The sequence below is a fragment of the Flavobacterium aquiphilum genome (genome assembly GCF_027111335.1).
Classification (GTDB): Bacteria; Bacteroidota; Bacteroidia; order Flavobacteriales; family Flavobacteriaceae; genus Flavobacterium; species Flavobacterium aquiphilum.
Genome location: NZ_CP114288.1, coordinates 531,241 through 551,919 on the forward strand (window position 1 = coordinate 531,241; position 20,679 = coordinate 551,919).

Sequence of the window (20,679 nt, forward strand, 5' to 3'; positions counted from 1 at the left end):
TTGATATAAAACCCCACTAAAATGAAAATAATAGTACCAATGGCGGGACGCGGATCACGCCTTCGTCCACATACTTTAACCATTCCAAAACCTTTAATCCCAGTAGCAGGAAAACCTATCGTACACCGTTTGGTTGAAGATATCGCTGGTGTTTTAAATCAGGATATTGAAGAAATTGCTTTTATCATCCATGAAAGTTTTGGTAAAAAAGTGGAAGAAGATTTAATTGCAATTGCCCAAAAATTGGGAGCCAAAGGAACAATCTATTACCAAAACGAAGCACTTGGAACAGGTCATGCTATTATGTGTGCCAAAGATTCTTTGAGCGGACCAGCAGTGATTGCTTATGCCGATACATTAATTCGTGCTAATTTTGATTTGGACAAAAGTGCGGATAGTGTTATTTGGGTAAAACAAGTGGATCAACCAGAAGCTTTTGGCGTGGTAAACTTGAACGAAAACAATGAAATAATCGAATTGGTTGAAAAACCAAAAGAATTTGTATCGGATCTTGCTGTGATCGGGATTTATTATTTTAAAGATGTTGCCGTTTTAAAAAATGAATTACAATCAGTGCTAGATAATAACATTATTCATGGAGGCGAATATCAAATCAATGACGGAATTAAACAAATGATGGCAAAAGGAATGAAATTTGTTCCAGGAGAAGTTAATGAGTGGATGGATTGTGGAAACAAAGATGTTACCGTAGAAACTAATTCCAGAATGCTTGGTTTCCTTCATAATGATGGCGAAGAATTGGTTGGAAAAAATGTAAAACTCGAAAATTCGACTATTATTCCTCCTTGTTATATAGGTGATGACGTGGTATTGATTAATGCTACTGTTGGACCTAATGTGTCATTGGGTAATGCTTGTCATGTACAAAACAGCTCAATTAAAAACAGTTTGGTTCAAACACATTCGCATATTAAAAATGCCAACTTGGACAATGCAATGATCGGAAATCACGCCAGCTTTGATGGAAAATTTACGAATATAAGTATAGGCGATTATTCGGTTTTGGAATAATTCAAAACATAGATTTAAAAAAACAGCAAGGCAGCATTATTTAAGTATTTATTATGCTGCTTTGTTGTTTTTTTAAGTTATTTTGCAAATGTGAACCATTGTGTTTATTTTGTTCCCCAAAGATTTCGTTTAAATGAGAAAAAAATGGACTTTCATATTCACCTTTTTTGTTTTGCTAAGCAATACTGCTTTGGTATTGGCACAAACGGAGCCGGAGGAAATTAAAGTCGACGGGGATAAATTTCAAGATCTTTTCTACGAATCCATTTTTCAAAAAAGTATTGAAAACTACGACAAATCGATAGTTGCTTTGGAGCAATGTCTAAAGCTGAAACCCAACGAGCCTACAGTTTATTTTGAATTGGGAAAAAATTATTTGTGTTCCAAAGATTATAAAAGTGCTTATTCTTCCTTTGAGCATGCCACGCAAATCGACCCTAACAATAAATGGTTTTGGGTGGGAATGTATGATGTGTGTTATGAAAGTAAAGATTTCAATCAGGCGATAAACGTTGTAAACAAAATTATTCCTTTTGATGCGGAGTACAAAGAAGATTTGGTTTCATTGTATATGGCAACCAAACAATTTGACAAAGCTTTGGCATTGATCAATGAGTTGAATGAAAAGGTAGGGAAAACGGAGAGGAGAGAAATGTACAAAATGCAAATCCTATCCGAAGGGAAATTTCAAAATTCGGAGATTGATAATTTAAAAGCAAAGATCGAGCAAAATCCTAAAGAAGAATCCAATTATATTGCTTTGATCTTTTTATATTCAAACAATAATGAAGAGAATAAAGCAGAGGAAGTTGCCAAGAAATTAGAAAAGGAAATTCCCGAATCGGTTTGGGCGCAAGTGAGTTTATTCAAAAATTATCTTGACAAAAATGATGGTGCCAATGCGGTAAAATCGATGAACATGGTTTTGGCCAGTTCTAAAATTGATACTAAAATAAAGCACCGAATCCTGAATGAATTTTTGCTTTTTGCAAATGCCTATCCGCAGTATGTGCCGGATTTGGATAATGCTATTGGTTATTTTAAAGATGATAAAACAGTAAATGTTGCCAAGGAAATAGGTAAGTTTTATCACAATAAAAGAGAATGGGAAAAGGCAATTAAGTATTATGGTTTATCAGAAAAAAATAGTTCCGAAGTAGATTTGGAAACTAGTTTGCTTTGGCTTCAGGCTAATACCGAATTAAAACAGTTTGAACCGGTAGCCAAAAAAGCCATGTCAATGATTGATACTTATCCTGCCGAACCACAATTTTATTATTACGCTGGTTTGGCCAATAATCAATTGCAATTGTTTAAGAAAGCCAAAGATATTCTCGAAATGGGTTTGGATTATGTGGTAGAAAATAAAAATTTGGAAATCAATTTCAATATACAACTTGGAGAAGCCTACAGCGGATTAGGAGATACTTCAAAAAAAGAATTATATTTCAATAAAGCCAATCAGTTATTAAAAGAAAAAAAATAATGAATCGATTTATAGTAAGGACACTTTTTATTTTTATGGTTTGCTTGAGCAGTTCGGCAACATTGGTGTCTTGTAAAGCAAAAGCAAAAGTTGCAGGCGAAACTAAAAGGCCGGATGAAAACCGAATGACAGCGGAAAAAATCATTAAAAATCACTACGCCAACAAAAATGATTTCAAAACGTTATATATTAAATCCAACGTAAAATATAGAGATGATAAACAAAGTCAGAATTTAACTGCTGAAATCAAAATCAAAAAGGATGATAAAATTTTGGTGAGCCTTCGTTTTCTCGGAATCACAATGGCCAAAGCTTTGATAACGCCATCTTCGGTAAGTTATTATGAGAAAATGGGCGGAACTTATTTTGAAGGTGATTTCAGTACATTGAGTAAATGGTTAGGAACTGATTTGGATTACAACAAAGTTCAAAATATTTTGATTGGCCAGGCAATGGATGATTTATCTAAAGGAGGAGACTATAAGGATTCCTTAGTAGATCAGGCGTATCGATTGGAGGATATTTCAAAAAACAATGTCAAAAAATTTTTCTTTTTTGATAAAGATAAATTTCTTTTGAATAAACAAGAAATTTCACAGATTGCCGAAAACCGAAAAATGGAAGTTTCTTATTTCGATTATAAAATGTATAATGAATCGCCAATCCCATCGGATATTGCTATCAATGCCGAACAGGATAAAGGAAAAACCGAGATCAATTTGGGCTACAATACTATAACTGTAAATGAAGAACTCTCTTTTCCGTATAGCGTTCCAAGTGATTATAAAAGGGTTTCGATTAAATAAATTTTGAATAAAAACAATTGTAAGATGCAAAAATTTCTCTTAGGCTTATTTTTTTTATGCACGACCTCAATAATGTGGGGACAGGAGTCGCAACAAGAAAAATTAGAAAAGCGTAAAGCCGAAATTCAACAGGAAATTCGCGATAATGAAAAGTTATTGCAAAGTGTGAAGAAAAAAGAAAAGTCGGCTGTCAATGTAATTATTTTACAAAACAATAAAATAAAGCTGAAAGAAAAACTCATTCGTACTACGGAAAAACAAACCAAGATCCTTAGCAATGACATGTACATCAATCAATTGAAAATTAATAAATTGAATAGGGAATTGACAGAGCTCAAAGAGGATTATGCCAAGATGATTGTTAAGTCCTATAAAAGTCGTTCTGAGGAAAGCCGTGCAATGTTTTTATTGTCTTCCGAGAATTTTTTACAAGCTTACAAAAGAGCTCAGTATATGAAACAATATACGAGCTTTAGAAAAATGCAAGGAGAAGAAATTAAAGCTAAATCAGATTCTATTTTGGGATTCAATGAAAAGTTGAATAATCAGAAAGTAGCTAAAAAGAAATTACTGGTCGAAAACACCAAAGAAAAAATATCTCTCGAAAAAGAGAAAAAAGAACAAGTAAAACTGGTAAACTCTATCAAAAAAGACAAGAAAAAAATCTCTGCCGAAATCAAAAGGAAGCAAACGGAGTCCAGAGCTATCGATCGTCAAATCGATCGTTTGATTAGAGAAGCCATCGCCGAGGCTAATAGAAAAACAGCAAGTGAAAATCCAAATGCACCGGCAACACCTTACACGTCCTCTAAAATTGTCCTAACCGGCGAAGCAAAAATATTGGCAGATAATTTCAGGGCAAACCGTGGAAAATTGCCTTGGCCAGTTGAAAAAGGCTTTGTATCATTGCCGTATGGTGACCAGCCGCATCCGGTATATCCTAGTCTTGTAGTTCATAATAGCGGGGTTGAAATTACTACCGAACAAGGGGCAACTGCAAGAGCTGTTTTTAGTGGCGAAGTAACAAGCGTTATTGTATTATCTCCTGTAAATAAAGCCGTAATGATTCAGCATGGAGATTGTTTTACGGTGTATCAAAACCTAAGTTCTGTTTTTGTAACCAAAGGTGAAAAAGTGAATACGAAACAAAGTTTAGGAAAAATACGAACCAATGGGGAAGGGAAAACAATCCTGAAATTTACAATTTCACAAAACACAACCTATAACAATCCTGCAAGTTGGTTGTATAATATGTAATTTTTGAAAGAACAAAGCGGCACTATTTATCTAATAGTGCCGTTTTTAATAAAATCATTCATTAAGTTTGCACTTTATTTAATTTACGATGCTAAGATATTCTTTGAGTTTAATTTTTCTAGTTTCAACGGCTTTACTTTGGGGTCAAGATAATCAACAAAAAAAATTAGAAGAACGTAAAGTTAAAATCCAACAAGAGATTAAGGAAAACGAGACCAAACTTCAAACGGTAAAGAAGCAGGAAAAGACGGCGACCAAAGCGATTGCTCTTCAAAGCAACAAAATCAAACTTAAAGAAGAATTGATTGCCACTACCGAAAAACAAACAAAACTTCTTGGAAATTCAATTGCAGTCAATCAAACGCAAATAACAAAACTGGAAAAGGAATTGGCTGATCTTAAAAAAGATTATGCTAAAATGATTGTTCAGTCTTATAAAAGCCGTTCGGAACAAAGTCGTGCGATGTTTTTATTATCTTCTGAAGATTTTTTTCAGGCGTATAAAAGAGCACAGTATATGAAACAATATACCAACTTCAGACGCATGCAGGGAAAGGAAATTCAATCCAAAACCTATCAACTCTATACGTTTAATTCCAAATTGGATGTTCAAAAAAGTGCCAAAGAAGAACTGATTGTCGAAAAAGACAAAGAAAGACTGTCATTGGAAAAAGAAAAACAAGAACAGGAAAAATTGGTTGAGTCTCTAAAAAAAGACAGAAAGAAGATTATTGCCGAGATAAAGAAAAGACAACTTGAATCTAAAACGATTGACAAAAAAATCGAGAAAATGATTCGCGAAGCAATAGCCGAAGCCAATAGAAAAGCGGCAAGGGAAAAGGCAGCGAGAGAAAAAGCGGCCAGAGAAAAAATCGCAATGGAAAAAGCTAAAGCCGATGCAGCCGCAAAAGCCATTGCTCTTGAAAAAGCCAAAGCACTAGAAAAGAAAAAAGAAATCGAGAGAGCCAATGCATTGGCGGCAGCCAAAGCCAAAGCCGAAGCAAAGCCGAAACCAAAACCAATTCCGATTCCAAAGGAAGTCGAACAAGCCATTGCTAAGGAAGTGCCGGTTGTTTCAAAGGAAGTGCCGATCGCAACAACAACTTCAGCAGTTTCAACCACAAAGATGGATTTGTCACCCGACGATAAAGTGGATTCGGATAACTTTAAGGCAAATAAGGGAAAACTGCCATGGCCAGTTGAAAAAGGCTATATTTCTCTAGGTTTTGGAGATCAGTTCCATCCGGTTTATAAAGAACTGCAGGTACACAATAGCGGTTTGGAATTTACCACCGATTCCGGAGCCAATGCCAGAGCTGTTTTTGGAGGAGTGGTATGGAGTGTAATGATTTTTTCGCCTGTCAATAAAGCGGTGATGTTGCAGCATGGGGACTTTTTTACCATTTATCAAAATTTAGTTTCGGTGAGCGTAAGCAAAGGAGACAAAGTGAACATCAGACAAAGTTTAGGGAAGATAAAAACCAATGGTAGCGGGAAAGCAATATTGAAATTTGCCATTACCCAAAACACGACTTATACCAATCCAAAGGCATGGTTGACGGGTAAATAATCGGAAATAAATTAATAAAATTTTAAACCCTCTTCTGAAAAATATAATTTATATTTGGTAAAATTAAATTTGAAAACTATGAAATGAGCATGGTTGTAAATTGGTAGCAAATGCCAATGACGATATGCGACTCGAGCGACAGCGTACAGGCGAAGCAATTACATATGACCAATAAAGAACAATAAATTTTTACATATATGAATTCGAATAACCCTTTTTTGAATAATAAAACATTTTCAACTGCTGCTTCAAGAAAAGACGAAGTACATCAGGCAGTAGTTATTGATGATAACCAAAACATGACTTTGGCGGGAACCATCAACAGAAGTTTGATTCTGTTTTTATTACTTGTCGCTTCGGCAACAGTAATTTGGTGGGCTACTTTTAATGGGATGAACCCAATAATTCCGGCTATTGGAGGAGGAATTGTAGGATTGATCATGGTTGTAATCGCATCGTTCAAACCAGAATCTTCGCCTTATTTGGCTCCGGGATATGCCCTTTTTGAAGGATTGTTCATAGGTGGAGTTTCGGCAATTTTCGAGATTCAATATCCGGGAATTGTGACACAAGCCGTTGGTGCTACTTTTGTAACTTTTGGAGTTTGTTTAGGATTATATAAATATCAAATCGTAAAAGTAACCGAGCAATTCAAATCGATTGTTATTGCGGCGACATTAGCAATTGGTACTTATTATTTAGTTTCTTGGCTAATCTCTTTGTTTACTAGTTACACACCTGTACATTACGGAAACTCGATGGCAAGTATTGGTATTAGTGTATTTGTAGTTATAATCGCTGCCTTAAACTTGTTCTTGGATTTTGACAGAATCGAAAAAGGAGTGGAGCAAAAAATGCCTAAATACATGGAATGGTACGGAGCAATGGGCTTAATCATAACACTAGTTTGGTTGTACATCGAATTTTTGAGGTTACTGTCTAAGTTGTCTAAAAAATAATAACTAACACAATTTATAAAACGATACCCTTCAGAAATGAAGGGTATTTTTTTTTGGAGCAGAAAGACAAGGCATTTTTGCCGGCATTGGTCCCGCTTTTCACTGCAATCTCTTGTACCGAACGCCGGTACAAGAGGATTTTCGTTACAATCGGGGCTAAAAGGAAACATTGGTCATTTTTGTTATCATTGACAAACTTTGCAACTCTGCGTCTTTGCGAGAAACGCGATAAATCCCGAACAAAAAATAAAACATGACAATCAAACTCAAATCATTAAATTTGCAGTCTTATTTAAAGATATGTTAGAAAAGGAAACAATAAATTTTGAAAAGACAGCCATCGTTGGTATTGTTACTCAAAACCAAAGCGAAGAGAAACTCAATGAATATCTTGACGAATTAGAGTTTTTGACGTTTACAGCAGGAGGTGAAGTGGTGAAGCGTTTTTCGCAAAAAATGGAACGCCCCAATCCAAAAACATTTGTGGGGACGGGGAAACTAGAGGAAATTTGTCTTTTTGTAAAAGAAAATAAAATATCCACTTTGATTTTTGATGACGAATTATCGCCTTCCCAACAAAAGAATATTTCTAAAATCATTGATTGTAAAATACTAGATCGTACCAATCTTATACTTGATATTTTTGCGCAAAGAGCTGAGACTTCTTATGCAAGAACTCAAGTAGAACTAGCGCAATGTCAATATTTATTACCAAGACTTTCCGGAATGTGGACACACTTGGAACGTCAAAAAGGAGGTATCGGAATGCGTGGTCCTGGGGAAACAGAGATTGAAACGGATAGACGTATCGTTCGTGATCGTATTTCGTTATTGAAAGAAAAAATTAAAACCATCGATAAGCAAATGGGCGTGCAACGTAGTAACCGCGGAGCAATGGTTCGTGTTGCTTTGGTGGGTTATACCAATGTTGGAAAATCAACTTTGATGAATGCAATCGGGAAAAGTGATGTGTTTGTAGAAAACAAACTTTTTGCCACATTGGATACAACCGTTCGTAAAGTGGTGATTAAAAATTTACCGTTCTTATTATCCGATACGGTAGGCTTCATTAGAAAATTGCCTACTCAATTGGTTGATTCGTTCAAGAGCACATTGGACGAAGTTCGTGAAGCCGATTTGCTATTGCATGTCGTTGATATTTCACATCCTGAATTTGAAGATCATATCGAGTCAGTGAATCAAATTTTGCAAGATATTAAAGCCAATGACAAGCCGGTTATTATGGTTTTCAATAAAATTGATGCCTATAAGCATTTGACGATTGAAGAGGATGATTTGATGACAGAGAAGACTCCAAGGCATTTTACACTGGAAGAATGGAGACAAACCTGGATGCATCGTTTGGGGGAAGAAAACACCTTGTTTATTTCGGCTACCCAAAAAGAAAATTTCGAAGAGTTTAGAGAACATGTTTACGAAGCCGTTAGGCAAATTCACATTACCCGTTTTCCATACAATAAATTCCTTTATCCGGATTATAAAGATGCCGTAGAGAAGGAAGACGAAAATGAATAAAACAAAAGACCTTTTAGTAATTCTAAAAGGTCTTTTGTTATGTCCAAAAACAGGGTTATTATTTCTTAGGTGATTTGTATAGCGGAACTGCTGAACAGGCTTCTCCATACATAATACTTCTGGCGTAAGGTTGTAAGTACTGCGCTGCCAAAATGTAAGCGCGCATTGGTACTGGTTTTCTGGAACAACCTTTTATGATTACAGGCTTATCCTGATATGCAGTAAAATCGATAGAAGGCAACAATTCTTCGTACAAAGAAGCGTCTAAATCTTCTATGTTACCATTTATGATTTTTTTTGCAAAAGGAGCTAAATGCATCGTAATCAAAATCATTGCCCATTTTGGAACAATAGCATCTGTGCTGCAGAAAACAGCAACATAGTGGTCTTGGTATTGTGACCAATCGTGATTTTTGAGCTCTTCCCTAAAGTCTTTTTCTTTTAATAAAAAACCTTCCAAAAGCCATTGCGAGAGATCAATTTGAACACGATTTCCTGCCGGATAATAGTCTTCAAGATCGAAAACTTCGAGGGCACTATTCGCTACTTTATTGATTATTTCTTCCATTTGAAAAGTTTGGTTTCAGGTTTAAAGTTTCAAGTTAAAAACAACCTGAAACTTTAAACTTTAAACAAATTTTAAAGCATTCCCAATTCTAATTTTGCTTCTTCACTCATCAAATCTTTGCTCCATGGCGGATCGAAAGTGATTTCTACTTCAGCGTCTTTGATGTGTTCGATTGATTTTACTTTTTCCTCTACTTCTCTTGGTAAACTTTCTGCTACCGGACAGTTTGGAGAGGTAAGGGTCATTAATATTTTTACTTCATAATCAGTGTTGACCATCACGTCATAAATCAATCCTAATTCATAAATATCTACGGGAATCTCAGGATCGTAAATGGTTTTCAGTTTTTTTACGATTGATTCTCCTAATTCTTCGGTGTTTATTTCTTGTTCCATTTTTGTAGTTGTTTTTCACCCTTGAGGCGATATTTTAAAAGCAAGGTTTTTTTATTTTACCATTAAGATCTTAAGTTCATAAAGATGTAAACTTAACTTTTCTTATTGTCTTAATGGTTTAAATTTTTTTATTTGTTCTTAGTATCAAATGCCAAGGCATACATTTTAATATTTTTTATCATCGAAACCAAACCATTGGCTCTTGTTGGCGAAAGATGTTCTTTCAAACCTATTTCATCAATAAACGCCGTATCGGAATTTAATATGTCAATTGCTTTTTGGTTTGAAAAAGCTCGAATTAAAATAGCGATTATTCCTTTGGTTAAAATGGCATCACTATCGGCTGTGAAAACAATATTGTCTCCGTCTTTTTCTCCATGAAGCCATACTTTGGATTGACAGCCTTTGATTAAATTATCGTCAGTTTTGAATTTTTCCTCAATTAAGGGAAGATTTTTTCCTAACTCAATGATGTATTCATAGCGCTGCATCCAATCGTCAAACATAGAGAATTCATCAATGATTTCGTCTTGTACTTCTTTTATTGTCATTCTTCTTTTTTTGAAAACGATAGTATCGTGTTTACTAAATTTTTTATTTTTTCGGGAGGTGTTCCATTGTCGAAAGTTTGACTTTCATAGGTTTTCTCCTTATAGGTTATTTTTAAATTGGCCATTGCAGCACCGTCGTGAAAGCGTTTTTGTGTGGGCGCTTTTAAATTTGGAATTTCCTCCAAATTTACTTTTTGAAATTCTTTTATCAAAGCATTCCATTGGGCATCCGTTAGGGAAGTAGAAACAGGTTTTCCTCCTCTTGTTTCCGTAACGGACACCGTTTTATTCTCCACGACAATGTTGTTGTACAATCCTCTTGAATTGGCTGTATATTCAACTTTGGCGGAAGCCAAATCCATATTCTTTTGTCCTTGGCAATTGTTCCCAAGGATTATAGTCAAAAACAAGAGTGCTATGAATTTCATAATTTTTCTGAATTTAAGACAGCATCATTTGTGCTTTTTTTACGGCCTCGACCAAAGTGTCAATTTCTTCTTTGGTATTATAAAAAGAAAACGAAGCTCTAATCGTTCCCGGAATTCCAAAGAAATTCATAATTGGTTGTGCGCAATGGTGGCCTGTTCTTACCGCAATTCCCAATTTGTCGATGATGGTTCCAATGTCATACGGATGAATACCGTCAATATTAAACGAGATTACCGAAGTTTTGTTTTCAGAAGTACCAAAAATTCGCAAACCGTCGATTTCCAATAATCGCTTTGTTGCGTAATCCAACAATTCCAATTCCTGTTTCTGAATGTTTTCAAAACCAACTTCATTCATATAATCAATGGCAGTTCCCAAAACAATTCCGCCGGCAATATGAGGCGTTCCTGCTTCAAATTTATGTGGCAAATCGGCATAGGTAGTTTTCTCGAAAGTTACTTCTTTGATCATTTCACCACCGCCTTGATACGGAGGCAGTTTATTCAGCCAAGCTTCTTTTCCGTATAAAACTCCTGTTCCTGTTGGGCCGCACATTTTATGTCCCGAAAAAGCATAGAAATCACAATCCAAAGCCTGAACATCCGGTTTTAGATGCGGAACAGCCTGCGCACCATCAATCAAAATAGCTGCTCCAACTTCGTGCGCTTTGTCAATCATGTATTTGATAGGATTGATTGTTCCAAGAGCATTCGAAATATGATTTACCGTTACGATTTTGGTATTTGGCGAAAGCAATTTATCGTACTCGCTCATTATCAGTTCCCCCTTTTCATTCATTGGGATAACTTTGAGCGTGGCGCCTGTTTTTTCGCAAAGCATTTGCCAAGGCACAATATTGCTGTGGTGTTCCAAGTAGGAAACCACAACTTCATCACCAGGTTTTAGGATGGACGCAAATCCATTGGCTACAAGGTTAATACCAAAAGTCGTCCCCGAGGTAAAAAGTACTTCATGGGCGAATTTTGCATTAATGTGGTTTTGCACTTTTGCACGGGAAACTTCATAAGCATCTGTCGCTAACTGACTCAACGTATGAATTCCTCTGTGAATATTGGCATTTATTTCTTGATAATAGGTTGAAATGGTATCAATAACCACTTGCGGTTTTTGTGAAGTGGCTCCGTTATCGAAATATACTAAAGGCTTTCCGTTTACCTTTTGTGAAAGAATGGGAAAGTCGGTTCTTATTTTCTGAATATCTAACATTGTTTTATTTAGAATTTTTCTAAATACAAAAGTAATACAATTGATTTAGTTTTCTAAGAAACAATAGTTAATAATTGTTTATTGCTTGATAGAATTCTATTATAACTATTTCTCTTTTTTTGGATGATTGCAAAAAAAGCCAATTGCTTCCCTTTAGCCCCGGTTGAAGAGGAAATCTCCCGATTTAGAAAAACAAGGCTTTTTTGCCATAGTTTTTCTTGATCGGGAATTGAAACGGAAAACGGGACGATCTTTCCAAGAATGCCCAATGTATCCGCTTCAAAATAACAATGAAAATCAGGTTGTTAGTGTTTGTTTTTTTACTAAATTGGTGTAATTATCTTTCATTATGAAAAAATATTTAAAAATAGGCCTCTTTCTTTTGTTCCTCATTGTGGGTTATTTTGGCTATACAAATTATCTCAAACTTGAATTGATTTCTGGTTTTTCGGCTAAAAATTTGGCTTCAGCCCATTTTATTGACAACCGTTCACAGGAGGTTATCGAAAAAAGCGACAATAATTTTGATGTGATAGGTTGGGCAACCAATGAAATCAATGAATCAGGAAAATATGCTACAGCTAGTGTTTTTGGTTTAAAAAAACGAAAAGCGATTTATAGACCGGGTTTGGGTGCAACTTTAATTGATGGTAATTTTGACATCACAAAACCTTATGAAATTCCCAAAAGAACAAAATCAAACAGTAAACTTCCTTTTCCTTATGGCGATGTAGAACCGAAAGACACAGTTTTTGCTAATATCGATTATGTCAAGTTGAATCAGGCTGTCGCCAATGCTTTTGACGCCAAAGGAGAAAACGATAAAAAGACCCGTTCGGTCTTAGTTATTTATAAAGATAAAATCATTGCCGAAAAATATGTTGATGGTTTTTCGAAGAACAGTATTTTGTTGGGTTGGTCCATGACCAAGAGTATTACGGGAACATTTTTTGGAATTCTTCAAAAACAAGGAAGATTTGATATTTACAAACCCGCTCCCGTCCGGGAATGGCAAAATGATGACCGGAAAAACATAACGACCAATGATTTGTTGCATATGAATTCGGGTTTGGAATGGGACGAGCATTATGATAGAGTTTGTGATGCAACTCAAATGCTTTTTCAAACTGAAGATATGACTCGAACGCAATTGTTAAAACCTGCCCTTTTCAAACCCAATGCGCATTGGAATTATTCTTCGGGAACGGCCAATTTACTGTCGGGAATTTTGCGAAAGCAATTCAAGACACATCAGGAATATTTGGATTTTTGGTATTCGGCTTTGATTGATAAAATAGGGATGAGTTCGATGCTTATCGAAACCGATATGGCGGGGAATTATGTAGGTTCGTCCTACGGTTGGGCAACAACCAGGGATTGGTCCAGATTAGGTTTGCTGTATTTACACAAAGGCAATTGGAACGGCGAACAATTATTCAATCCTAGTTGGGCTAAGTATGTTTCTACACCTACAAACACTTCAAACGGTAGATATGGAGGTCAATTTTGGCTTAATGCCAATGGACATTTGCCTGACGCACCAAGAGATATGTATTATTGCAGTGGTTTTCAGGGACAAATGGTGGCAATTATTCCGTCAAAGGATTTGGTGATCGTGAGAATGGGTTTGAAAGAAGAATTTGATTTTAATGGTTTATTGAGTGGGATTGTGGGGAGTTTGAAGAAGTAAAATACTTACAATTCATTTTATTTTATTAATATTACATGAGTCTTTAACTTAGGTATGTAATTTATGAAAAACATAATTTTTATTGGTGGGATACATGGTGTTGGTAAAGGTACAATTTGTAAAGAAATTGAACTAAAAACAGATTTAATTCACCTTACAGCAAGTCAAATATTGAAATGGGAGAAAATTAGCGAGAGCAGTAATAAACTTGTAAAAGATATTTCTTCAACACAAAATAGATTAATTATAGGCTTGAAAAATTTAATTAAAAAAGATCAAAAATACCTTCTTGATGGCCATTTCTGTTTATTAGATTCAAACGGAATTCCAAATAGAATTGATGAAAATACATTTGATCAAATCAGTCCAAAAGTTATTGTAGTGGTTATTGATGATGTTAAAAAAATTGCCAAAAAGATAGAAGCAAGAGACAATAAAATTTATGATGTAAATATTTTGGATCAATTACAGCAAATGGAAATAGGATATGCCAAATATCTTTCAGATAAATATTCAATTCCTTATGTCGAAATAAAAGACGGAAATTATAATCAGCTAATGGAAATTATTTAACTATGAAAATTTTACTCGATACAAACATCATTATTCATAGAGAAGCAAACAAAATATATAAGCCCGAAATTGGTCAACTTTTTAAATGGATTGATAATCTTAAATATTCAAAATATATTCACCCATTAACTGTTCAAGAATTAGAAAGGTATAAAGATCCGAATGCTCTTGATACAATGAGTATTAAAATTAGGAGTTATAATTTACTTAAACATCAAGCTCCTTTAGGAGAAGAAATGTTAAAAGTCAGTAGAAATATTGATAATCAAGATAATGATATAAATGATACTCAAATCTTAAATGAAGTTTATGAAGACAGAGTCGATATTTTAATTTCCGAGGATAAAAAGATACATACTAAAGCAAAGCTTTTAGGAATAGAAGATAGGGTTTTTAAAATTCAAAACTTCTTAGAAAAGGTAATTTCTGAAAATCCAGAGCTTGTTGATTATAAAGTATTAGCGGTTAAAAAAGTAGATTTTGCAGAAGTTAACATCAAGGATGAGTTTTTTGATAGTTTTAGACTTGATTATCATGAATTTGATACTTGGTTTAATAGTAAATCCGAAGAACCTTGTTACGTTTGTTACAGTGATGGAAATTTGACAGCTTTTCTATTTGTTAAAATTGAAAATGAAAATGAGAACTATTCTAATATAGTCCCTGTTTTTGGACCTAAAAAAAGATTAAAAATAGGAACTTTAAAAGTTACGGGTAATGGTTATAAAATTGGAGAAAGGTTTTTAAAAACAATTTTTGATAATGCAATTCAATTTAAAGTTAAGGAAATTTATGTAACTCTTTTTACAAAAAGACCAGAACAAGAACAACTAATTGAAATGCTTGAAGAATGGGGATTTTTATACCATGGATTAAAAACAACAAAAAATGGTGATGAAAAAGTTTATGTAAGACCTTTTAATAGAGAAACACCAATTAATTTAGAAAATCCAAAACTTACATTTCCTTTTTTATCGAGGAAAACAGATAAATATATAATTAAAATTGAAGCACAATATCATACAGAGCTTTTTCCAGATAGTATAAATACAAGGGAAGATATTAGAAAATATACAGAAAATGAACCTCATAGAAATAGAATAAGTAAAGTATATATATCACATTCTCAAGATAGAAATCTAAAACCAGGAGATTTATTGATTGTATATCGTATGGGTGAAACAACTCCCAAAAAATATTCTAGTACTATTACAACAATTTGTATTGTTGAAAATATTCAAAACAATTTCAAATCTTTTGAAGATTTTTTTTATGCTTGTAATAGACGAACTATGATTTCGAGAGAAGATTTAAAAACAAATTGGTGGGATAAAAATCCGAATAACAGACCTTTTGTTATTAATTTTTTGTATGCCCATTCTTTGCCAACACCTAAACCAACTTTAGATGATTTAAATAGATTAGGTATTATTCCAGATATATTGAATATGCCAAGAGGATTTATTAAAATAACAAATGAACAGTTTAATGTTTTGATTAAATTTGCTTATAAATTATAACTTATGAAAGTAGTACTATCAATAAAGCCCCAATTTGCAAATAAAATATTTGATGGGACAAAAAAATTTGAATTCAGAAAAGCTATTTTCAAAAACCAAAATGTTACTTCGGTTTTAGTTTATGCTTCTTCTCCTGTACAAAAAGTAATCGGTGAATTCGAAATAGGTGAAATATTTAATTTTGATCTTAAAACACTTTGGGATAAAACTAAGGAGCATTCAGGAATATCGGAAGATTATTTCTATGAATATTTTGCTGACAAAGAACATGGATTTGCAATTCAAATTAAAAACAAAAAAAGGTTTGAAAATCCTAAATGTTTAAAGGAAGATTATAATTTATCACCTCCACAATCTTTTGCTTATTGGAATTCTAAAGAATAAAATAAAAAAACCGCCAATTGGCGGTTTTTATTTATAAATCAAATCCAAGTTTAACGCCCAATTTATTGGCGATAATTTTGGTGATTCGTTGTTTTAATTCCGGTATTTTGATGTTTTCAATAACGGCATTCGAGAAAGCGTACATCAATAATGCTTTGGCTTCTTTTTTAGGAATACCGCGTTGTTGCATATAGAACATAGCAGTTTCGTCTAATTGACCAACGGTACAACCGTGTGAACATTTTACGTCATCGGCAAAAATTTCCAATTGTGGTTTGGCGTTAATGGTAGCTTTGTCGCTCAAAACAATGTTGTTGCTTTTTTGGAAAGCGTTTGTTTTTTGCGCTTGTCTTTCCACATACACTTTTCCGTTGAAAACTCCTGTAGAACGGTCATTGAAAATTCCCTTATAATCTTGGAAACTTTCGCAATTTGGCGCCGCGTGATTTACCAATGTATAATGGTCAACGTGTTGGCTTTCGCCAATAATCGTGATTCCGTTTAACGTACTAGTAAGTCTTTCACCAAAATGGTAGAAATTCAAATTGTTTCTTGTTAGGTTTCCGCCAAAAGAGAAAGTGTGCACCGAAACGTGACTTTCCTGTTTTTGGGAAACATAAGTGTTGTCAATTAAATTGGCGTCTAGATTGTCATTTTGAATTTTGTAATAATCTACAATGGCTCTTTTTTGAGCAAAAATCTCAGTAACCGAATTGGTTAAAACTGGATTAGCTTCGCTCAGTTCGCCTTTGGCTCGGGTTTCGTTCAAGCTTTGGTGGCGTTCAATGATTTGAACATGAGAGTTTTCACCAACGATAACCAAGTTTCTTGGCTGAACCATAAGCGCAGTTTCGCTGCCTGTTGAGAAATACATGATTTCAATTGGTTTGTCGGCAACTTTGCTTTTTGGGATATTGATGTAGGCTCCTTCATTGGCGAAAGCCGTATTCAAGGAAGTCAAACTTTCCTCTTTGTTGGCAATCTTGTTGAAATAGGTGTCGATAACCATCTTGTATTTTGGTTTGTTCAATGCCGATGACATGAGGCAAACATCAATTCCGTCGTGGGTTGTTGAAGATAAATGCGAACTGAAAACACCGTCGATAAACACTACTTTGTAGGTGTCTATTTCGTGTAAAAAGTATTTTTTTACGTCGCTGTATTGAATAGTGCTTTCTGTTTTTGGGAAAACGCTAAAGTCATTTTTTAGAATAGCATTTAGCGAAGTGTATTTCCAACTTTCTTCTTTTTTGGTTGGAAAACCTTTATTTTCGAAGTTTTTTATAGCTTCAGTTCGAATGTTGTGAAGTTCGGTATGAACATCAACTCGTTCCTCAAAAGCCATAAAAGACGATAGTAATTTTTCTTTTAATTCCATTTTTGTTTGTTTCAGGTTTCAGGTTTCAGGTTTCAGGTTTTGCCTATTGAAACTTATTACCTTTGAAATCTTTCTTGTTAAGATAAGTGATGAAATTTTTTATTTTACCACTTAAGTTTTCATAATCCTTTTTTAAAATTTCAAATCTTTGTTCTGAAATATATTCAAAATCAAAAACTCTATAAAGTTGAGATCGAGTTTCTCCTGCAGAACCTTTGGCAATAGATAAAAATTGTCTAAATTCTATGTTGCCATCTCTTTCAAAGCCTTCAGCGATATTATCCATTACTGAACCTGATGATGCTTTTATTTGATCCTTAAACCGATAATCGTTTTTTAATTCAGTTTCAATTGAAATTGTATGAATTTCTTTTGCCAGCCGTCTAGCTTCTTGCCAAATGTCTAAATCTTCAAAACGGTTTATGGTAGCCATAGATTTTATTTTTGTTTGTTTCAGGTTTTGTTTGTTTCAGGTTTTGTAACTTGAAACTAAAAAAACTTGAAACTTGAAACAATTTTTAATTATCTCCTTTAATCCAGTCGTATCCTTTTTCTTCCAATTCGTGGGCCAATTCAGCTCCGCCGGATTTTACGATTTTTCCGTTATGAAGTACGTGAACAAAATCAGGAACGATGTAATCCAATAATCTTTGGTAGTGCGTAATTACAATGACAGCGTTTTTGTCGCTTTTCAATTTATTTACACCATTGGCAACAATTCTCAAAGCATCAATATCAAGACCGGAATCGGTTTCGTCAAGAATGGCTAGTTTTGGGTCTAGCATTGCCATTTGAAAAATTTCGTTTCTTTTTTTCTCACCACCGGAGAAACCTTCATTAAGGGAACGGGAAAGAAACTTTCTGTCGATTTCCAATAATTCCGATTTTTCACGGATAACTTTCAGCATTTCGTTGGCCGGCATTTCTTCCAGACCTTTTGCTTTACGGGTTTCGTTGATTGCCGATCTCATAAAATTGGTTACCGAAACCCCAGGGATTTCAACAGGATATTGAAACGAAAGGAAAACACCTTTGTGTGCTCTTTCTTCCGGGGCAAGATCGCCAAGATCCTCGCCGTCCAAAATAATTTCACCCTCGGTCACTTCATAATTTTCGTTTCCGGCAACAACAGCCGAAAGGGTACTTTTTCCGGCACCGTTTGGCCCCATTATTGCATGAACTTCTCCAGCTTTTACTTCAAGGTTTATTCCTTTTAATATTTCTTTGTCACCTATTGAGGCGTGTAAATTTTTTATTGATAACATTTGTTTTATTTTGTTTATTCGTAATGCCCTTTCAAAGAAAGGATATTTAATATTTCTATTGTGTTTTCATCTATAATTTCATAAACTAATCGATGTTCTTTGTCAATTCTTCTAGACCAAACTCCAGATAAATTATGTTTTAATTGTTCTGGTTTTCCAATGCCTTCAAAAGGATTTTCTTGAATTGCTCTCAATAATTCAGAAATTTTCTTTAGGATTTTCTTGTTTCCTGATTTATTCCAAAATATCAAATCGGTTTCAGCTTTTCTAGAAAAAACTATTTCCATAGTTTATCAATGTCTTCTATGGTCATTTTAATTCCTTTGCCTTGTCTAAGCTCTTCCCTTGCTTCCAAAATCTCTTTTACAAACTCAGGATTATATGGTTTCTCTTTTTCTTGAATGATTTCAAAACCAAGAGATTTTGCCAGTGATTTCAAAACCGGAAAATCTTTTTTCTTTACATTTTTTAAGACAATATCCATAGCATTGCTCTTTTTTTAATTTAGATGATGTGTCAATTTTTATAATTTGATAAAATAAAAAACAAATATAATTATTTTATTATCAGACTATATCATTGCCAGATCAATGCATTATCCAACAGAACCTTCCAATGAAATTTCCAATAATTTTTGTGCTTCCACAGCAAACTCCATTGGCAATTTATTCAACACGTCTTTACTGAAACCATTCACGATAAGCGCAATTGCTTTTTCGGTGGGGATTCCGCGTTGGTTGCAATAGAAAACTTGATCCTCACCAATTTTACTGGTTGTGGCTTCATGTTCCACTTTGGCAGTTGGGTTTTTGCTTTCTATATAAGGGAAAGTGTGCGCACCGCAATGGTTACCCATTAACAGCGAATCACATTGTGAAAAGTTTCTGGCGTTTTCGGCTCTGGCTCCAATTTGAACCAAACCTCTATAACTGTTTTGTGATTTTCCTGCCGAAATACCTTTGGAAATAATGGTTGATTTAGTGTTTTTACCCAAATGGATCATTTTGGTTCCTGTATCGGCTTGTTGGAAATTATTGGTAACGGCAATGGAATAGAATTCTCCTATTGAGTTGTCTCCTTTTAAAATAACAGAAGGATATTTCCAGGTAATCGCAGAACCGGTTTCCACTTGTGTCCAGGAGATTTTTGCATTTTTCTCGCAGAATCCTCTTTTGGTCACAAAGTTGAAAACCCCACCTTTACCTTCTTTGTTTCCAGGATACCAGTTTTGAACTGTTGAATATTTAATTTCGGCATCGTCCAAAGCGATAAGTTCTACAACGGCAGCGTGCAATTGGTTTTCGTCACGGGTTGGAGCGGTACATCCTTCCAAGTAAGAAACATAACTACCTTCATCGGCAATTAACAATGTTCTTTCGAATTGTCCTGTTCCCGCCTGATTGATTCTGAAATAAGTTGAAAGTTCCATTGGGCAGCGAACGCCTTTTGGAATATAACAGAAAGATCCGTCGGAGAAAACAGCTGAATTCAAGGCTGCGTAAAAGTTGTCTTTTTGAGGAACAACGCTTCCTATATATTTACGGACCAATTCAGGATGTTCTTTGATGGCTTCGGAAATACTCATAAAGATAATTCCTTTTTCGGCCAATGTCGCTTTGAATGTTGTTGCAACCGAAACCGAGTCAACTACAATATCCATAGCAATATTGTTCATTTTTTTTTGCTCGTCCAGAGAGATGCCTAATTTTTTGTACATCTCCAAAAGTTCCGGATCTACATCATCCAAGGTTTTGTTTGGATCCGCTTTTTTTGGGGCAGAGTAATAGGAAATGGCTTGAAAGTCCGGTTTTTCATAACGAACGTTTGCCCATTCCGGTTCAACCATTTCTTCCCAAGCGCGAAAAGCCTCAATACGCCAATCGGTCATCCATTGCGGTTCATCTTTCTTTTGGGAAATGGCTCGAACAATATCTTCATTTAAACCAACAGGAAACGTTTCGGATTCCAATTCGGTGTAAAATCCGTATTCGTATTCTTTGTTCTCTAATTCGATTTTTAAATCGTCTTCGGTGTATTTTGACATTTTTTTATT

General features: G+C 34.6%; 22 protein-coding genes. 11 read left to right on the top strand and 11 right to left on the bottom strand.

Annotation, left to right across the window (positions count from 1 at the left end):
• The first annotated feature begins 21 nt into the window (after positions 1 to 21).
• The 7 genes from OZP12_RS02120 (at position 22) to hflX (ending at position 8,646) form a co-directional block, all read left to right on the top strand.
• Entirely contained in the window at positions 22 to 1,032 is a 1,011-nt protein-coding gene (locus OZP12_RS02120; protein WP_281227408.1) for a sugar nucleotidyltransferase, read from the top strand.
• Between the two features lie 133 nt (positions 1,033 to 1,165).
• On the top strand, positions 1,166 to 2,518 hold the full coding sequence (locus OZP12_RS02125; RefSeq protein ID WP_281227409.1) for a tetratricopeptide repeat protein: 1,353 nt from the start codon (positions 1,166 to 1,168) through the stop codon (positions 2,516 to 2,518).
• Positions 2,518 to 3,324, top strand: coding sequence for a lipoprotein insertase outer membrane protein LolB1 (gene lolB1 / locus OZP12_RS02130; RefSeq protein ID WP_281227410.1), 807 nt, complete (start codon positions 2,518 to 2,520; stop codon positions 3,322 to 3,324). The genes OZP12_RS02125 and lolB1 overlap by 1 nt, the downstream gene beginning before the upstream one ends.
• Positions 3,325 to 3,348: 24 nt before the next feature.
• A complete protein-coding gene (locus OZP12_RS02135) occupies positions 3,349 to 4,581 on the top strand; it encodes a murein hydrolase activator EnvC family protein (RefSeq protein WP_281227411.1) in 1,233 nt (410 codons plus the stop codon).
• 88 nt (positions 4,582 to 4,669) lie between these two features.
• Positions 4,670 to 6,151, top strand: coding sequence for a murein hydrolase activator EnvC family protein (locus OZP12_RS02140; protein WP_281227412.1), 1,482 nt, complete (start codon positions 4,670 to 4,672; stop codon positions 6,149 to 6,151).
• A 197-nt stretch (positions 6,152 to 6,348) separates the two neighbouring features.
• Positions 6,349 to 7,110 carry a Bax inhibitor-1/YccA family protein gene (locus OZP12_RS02145; RefSeq protein WP_281227413.1) on the top strand — a complete coding sequence of 254 codons (762 nt, stop codon included), beginning with the start codon at positions 6,349 to 6,351 and terminating at the stop codon, positions 7,108 to 7,110.
• Positions 7,111 to 7,410: 300 nt separating this feature from the next.
• Complete coding sequence (gene hflX, locus OZP12_RS02150) at positions 7,411 to 8,646, top strand: GTPase HflX (RefSeq protein ID WP_281227414.1); 1,236 nt, start codon at positions 7,411 to 7,413, stop codon at positions 8,644 to 8,646.
• Positions 8,647 to 8,704: 58 nt separating this feature from the next.
• Here the strand turns inward: hflX and OZP12_RS02155 are convergent, their stop codons facing one another.
• The 5 genes from OZP12_RS02155 to OZP12_RS02175 form a co-directional block, all read right to left on the bottom strand.
• Entirely contained in the window at positions 8,705 to 9,214 is a 510-nt protein-coding gene (locus OZP12_RS02155; RefSeq protein WP_281227415.1) for a DUF2480 family protein, read from the bottom strand.
• A 71-nt stretch (positions 9,215 to 9,285) separates the two neighbouring features.
• The gene (locus OZP12_RS02160) at positions 9,286 to 9,609 is read right to left on the bottom strand and encodes an SUF system Fe-S cluster assembly protein (protein ID WP_035640545.1); all 324 of its coding nucleotides are present in this window, start codon (positions 9,607 to 9,609) and stop codon (positions 9,286 to 9,288) included.
• A 128-nt stretch (positions 9,610 to 9,737) separates the two neighbouring features.
• Positions 9,738 to 10,160: a SufE family protein gene (locus OZP12_RS02165; RefSeq protein WP_281227416.1), complete on the bottom strand. Its 423-nt coding sequence runs from the start codon at positions 10,158 to 10,160 to the stop codon at positions 9,738 to 9,740.
• The gene (locus OZP12_RS02170) at positions 10,157 to 10,588 is read right to left on the bottom strand and encodes a hypothetical protein (RefSeq protein ID WP_281227417.1); all 432 of its coding nucleotides are present in this window, start codon (positions 10,586 to 10,588) and stop codon (positions 10,157 to 10,159) included. The genes OZP12_RS02165 and OZP12_RS02170 overlap by 4 nt, the downstream gene beginning before the upstream one ends.
• A gap of 13 nt (positions 10,589 to 10,601) precedes the next feature.
• A complete protein-coding gene (locus OZP12_RS02175; protein WP_281227418.1) occupies positions 10,602 to 11,816 on the bottom strand; it encodes an aminotransferase class V-fold PLP-dependent enzyme in 1,215 nt (404 codons plus the stop codon).
• 349 nt (positions 11,817 to 12,165) lie between these two features.
• On the opposite strand from OZP12_RS02175, the gene OZP12_RS02180 reads away from it, so the two are divergent.
• The 4 genes from OZP12_RS02180 (at position 12,166) to OZP12_RS02195 (ending at position 15,983) form a co-directional block, all read left to right on the top strand.
• Positions 12,166 to 13,506: a serine hydrolase domain-containing protein gene (locus OZP12_RS02180; RefSeq protein ID WP_281227419.1), complete on the top strand. Its 1,341-nt coding sequence runs from the start codon at positions 12,166 to 12,168 to the stop codon at positions 13,504 to 13,506.
• Positions 13,507 to 13,569: 63 nt separating this feature from the next.
• Positions 13,570 to 14,079, top strand: a complete 510-nt coding sequence (locus OZP12_RS02185; RefSeq protein ID WP_281227420.1) for an AAA family ATPase — start codon at positions 13,570 to 13,572, stop codon at positions 14,077 to 14,079.
• A 2-nt stretch (positions 14,080 to 14,081) separates the two neighbouring features.
• On the top strand, positions 14,082 to 15,599 hold the full coding sequence (locus tag OZP12_RS02190) for a PIN domain-containing protein (protein ID WP_281227421.1): 1,518 nt from the start codon (positions 14,082 to 14,084) through the stop codon (positions 15,597 to 15,599).
• A gap of 3 nt (positions 15,600 to 15,602) precedes the next feature.
• Positions 15,603 to 15,983 carry an ASCH domain-containing protein gene (locus OZP12_RS02195; RefSeq protein WP_281227422.1) on the top strand — a complete coding sequence of 127 codons (381 nt, stop codon included), beginning with the start codon at positions 15,603 to 15,605 and terminating at the stop codon, positions 15,981 to 15,983.
• Between the two features lie 31 nt (positions 15,984 to 16,014).
• Here OZP12_RS02195 and sufD read toward each other — a convergent pair whose 3' ends face one another.
• From sufD to sufB, 6 genes are all read right to left on the bottom strand, one after another.
• Entirely contained in the window at positions 16,015 to 17,361 is a 1,347-nt protein-coding gene (gene sufD, locus OZP12_RS02200; protein WP_281227423.1) for a Fe-S cluster assembly protein SufD, read from the bottom strand.
• Between the two features lie 43 nt (positions 17,362 to 17,404).
• Positions 17,405 to 17,794 carry a four helix bundle protein gene (locus OZP12_RS02205; RefSeq protein WP_281227424.1) on the bottom strand — a complete coding sequence of 130 codons (390 nt, stop codon included), beginning with the start codon at positions 17,792 to 17,794 and terminating at the stop codon, positions 17,405 to 17,407.
• Between the two features lie 85 nt (positions 17,795 to 17,879).
• Positions 17,880 to 18,626: a Fe-S cluster assembly ATPase SufC gene (sufC, locus tag OZP12_RS02210; RefSeq protein WP_281227425.1), complete on the bottom strand. Its 747-nt coding sequence runs from the start codon at positions 18,624 to 18,626 to the stop codon at positions 17,880 to 17,882.
• Positions 18,627 to 18,640: 14 nt separating this feature from the next.
• Entirely contained in the window at positions 18,641 to 18,913 is a 273-nt protein-coding gene (locus OZP12_RS02215; protein ID WP_281227426.1) for a Txe/YoeB family addiction module toxin, read from the bottom strand.
• Complete coding sequence (locus OZP12_RS02220; RefSeq protein WP_281227427.1) at positions 18,904 to 19,110, bottom strand: DUF2683 family protein; 207 nt, start codon at positions 19,108 to 19,110, stop codon at positions 18,904 to 18,906. The genes OZP12_RS02215 and OZP12_RS02220 overlap by 10 nt, the downstream gene beginning before the upstream one ends.
• A gap of 111 nt (positions 19,111 to 19,221) precedes the next feature.
• Positions 19,222 to 20,670 carry a Fe-S cluster assembly protein SufB gene (gene sufB, locus OZP12_RS02225; RefSeq protein ID WP_281227428.1) on the bottom strand — a complete coding sequence of 483 codons (1,449 nt, stop codon included), beginning with the start codon at positions 20,668 to 20,670 and terminating at the stop codon, positions 19,222 to 19,224.
• Positions 20,671 to 20,679 lie beyond the last annotated feature (9 nt).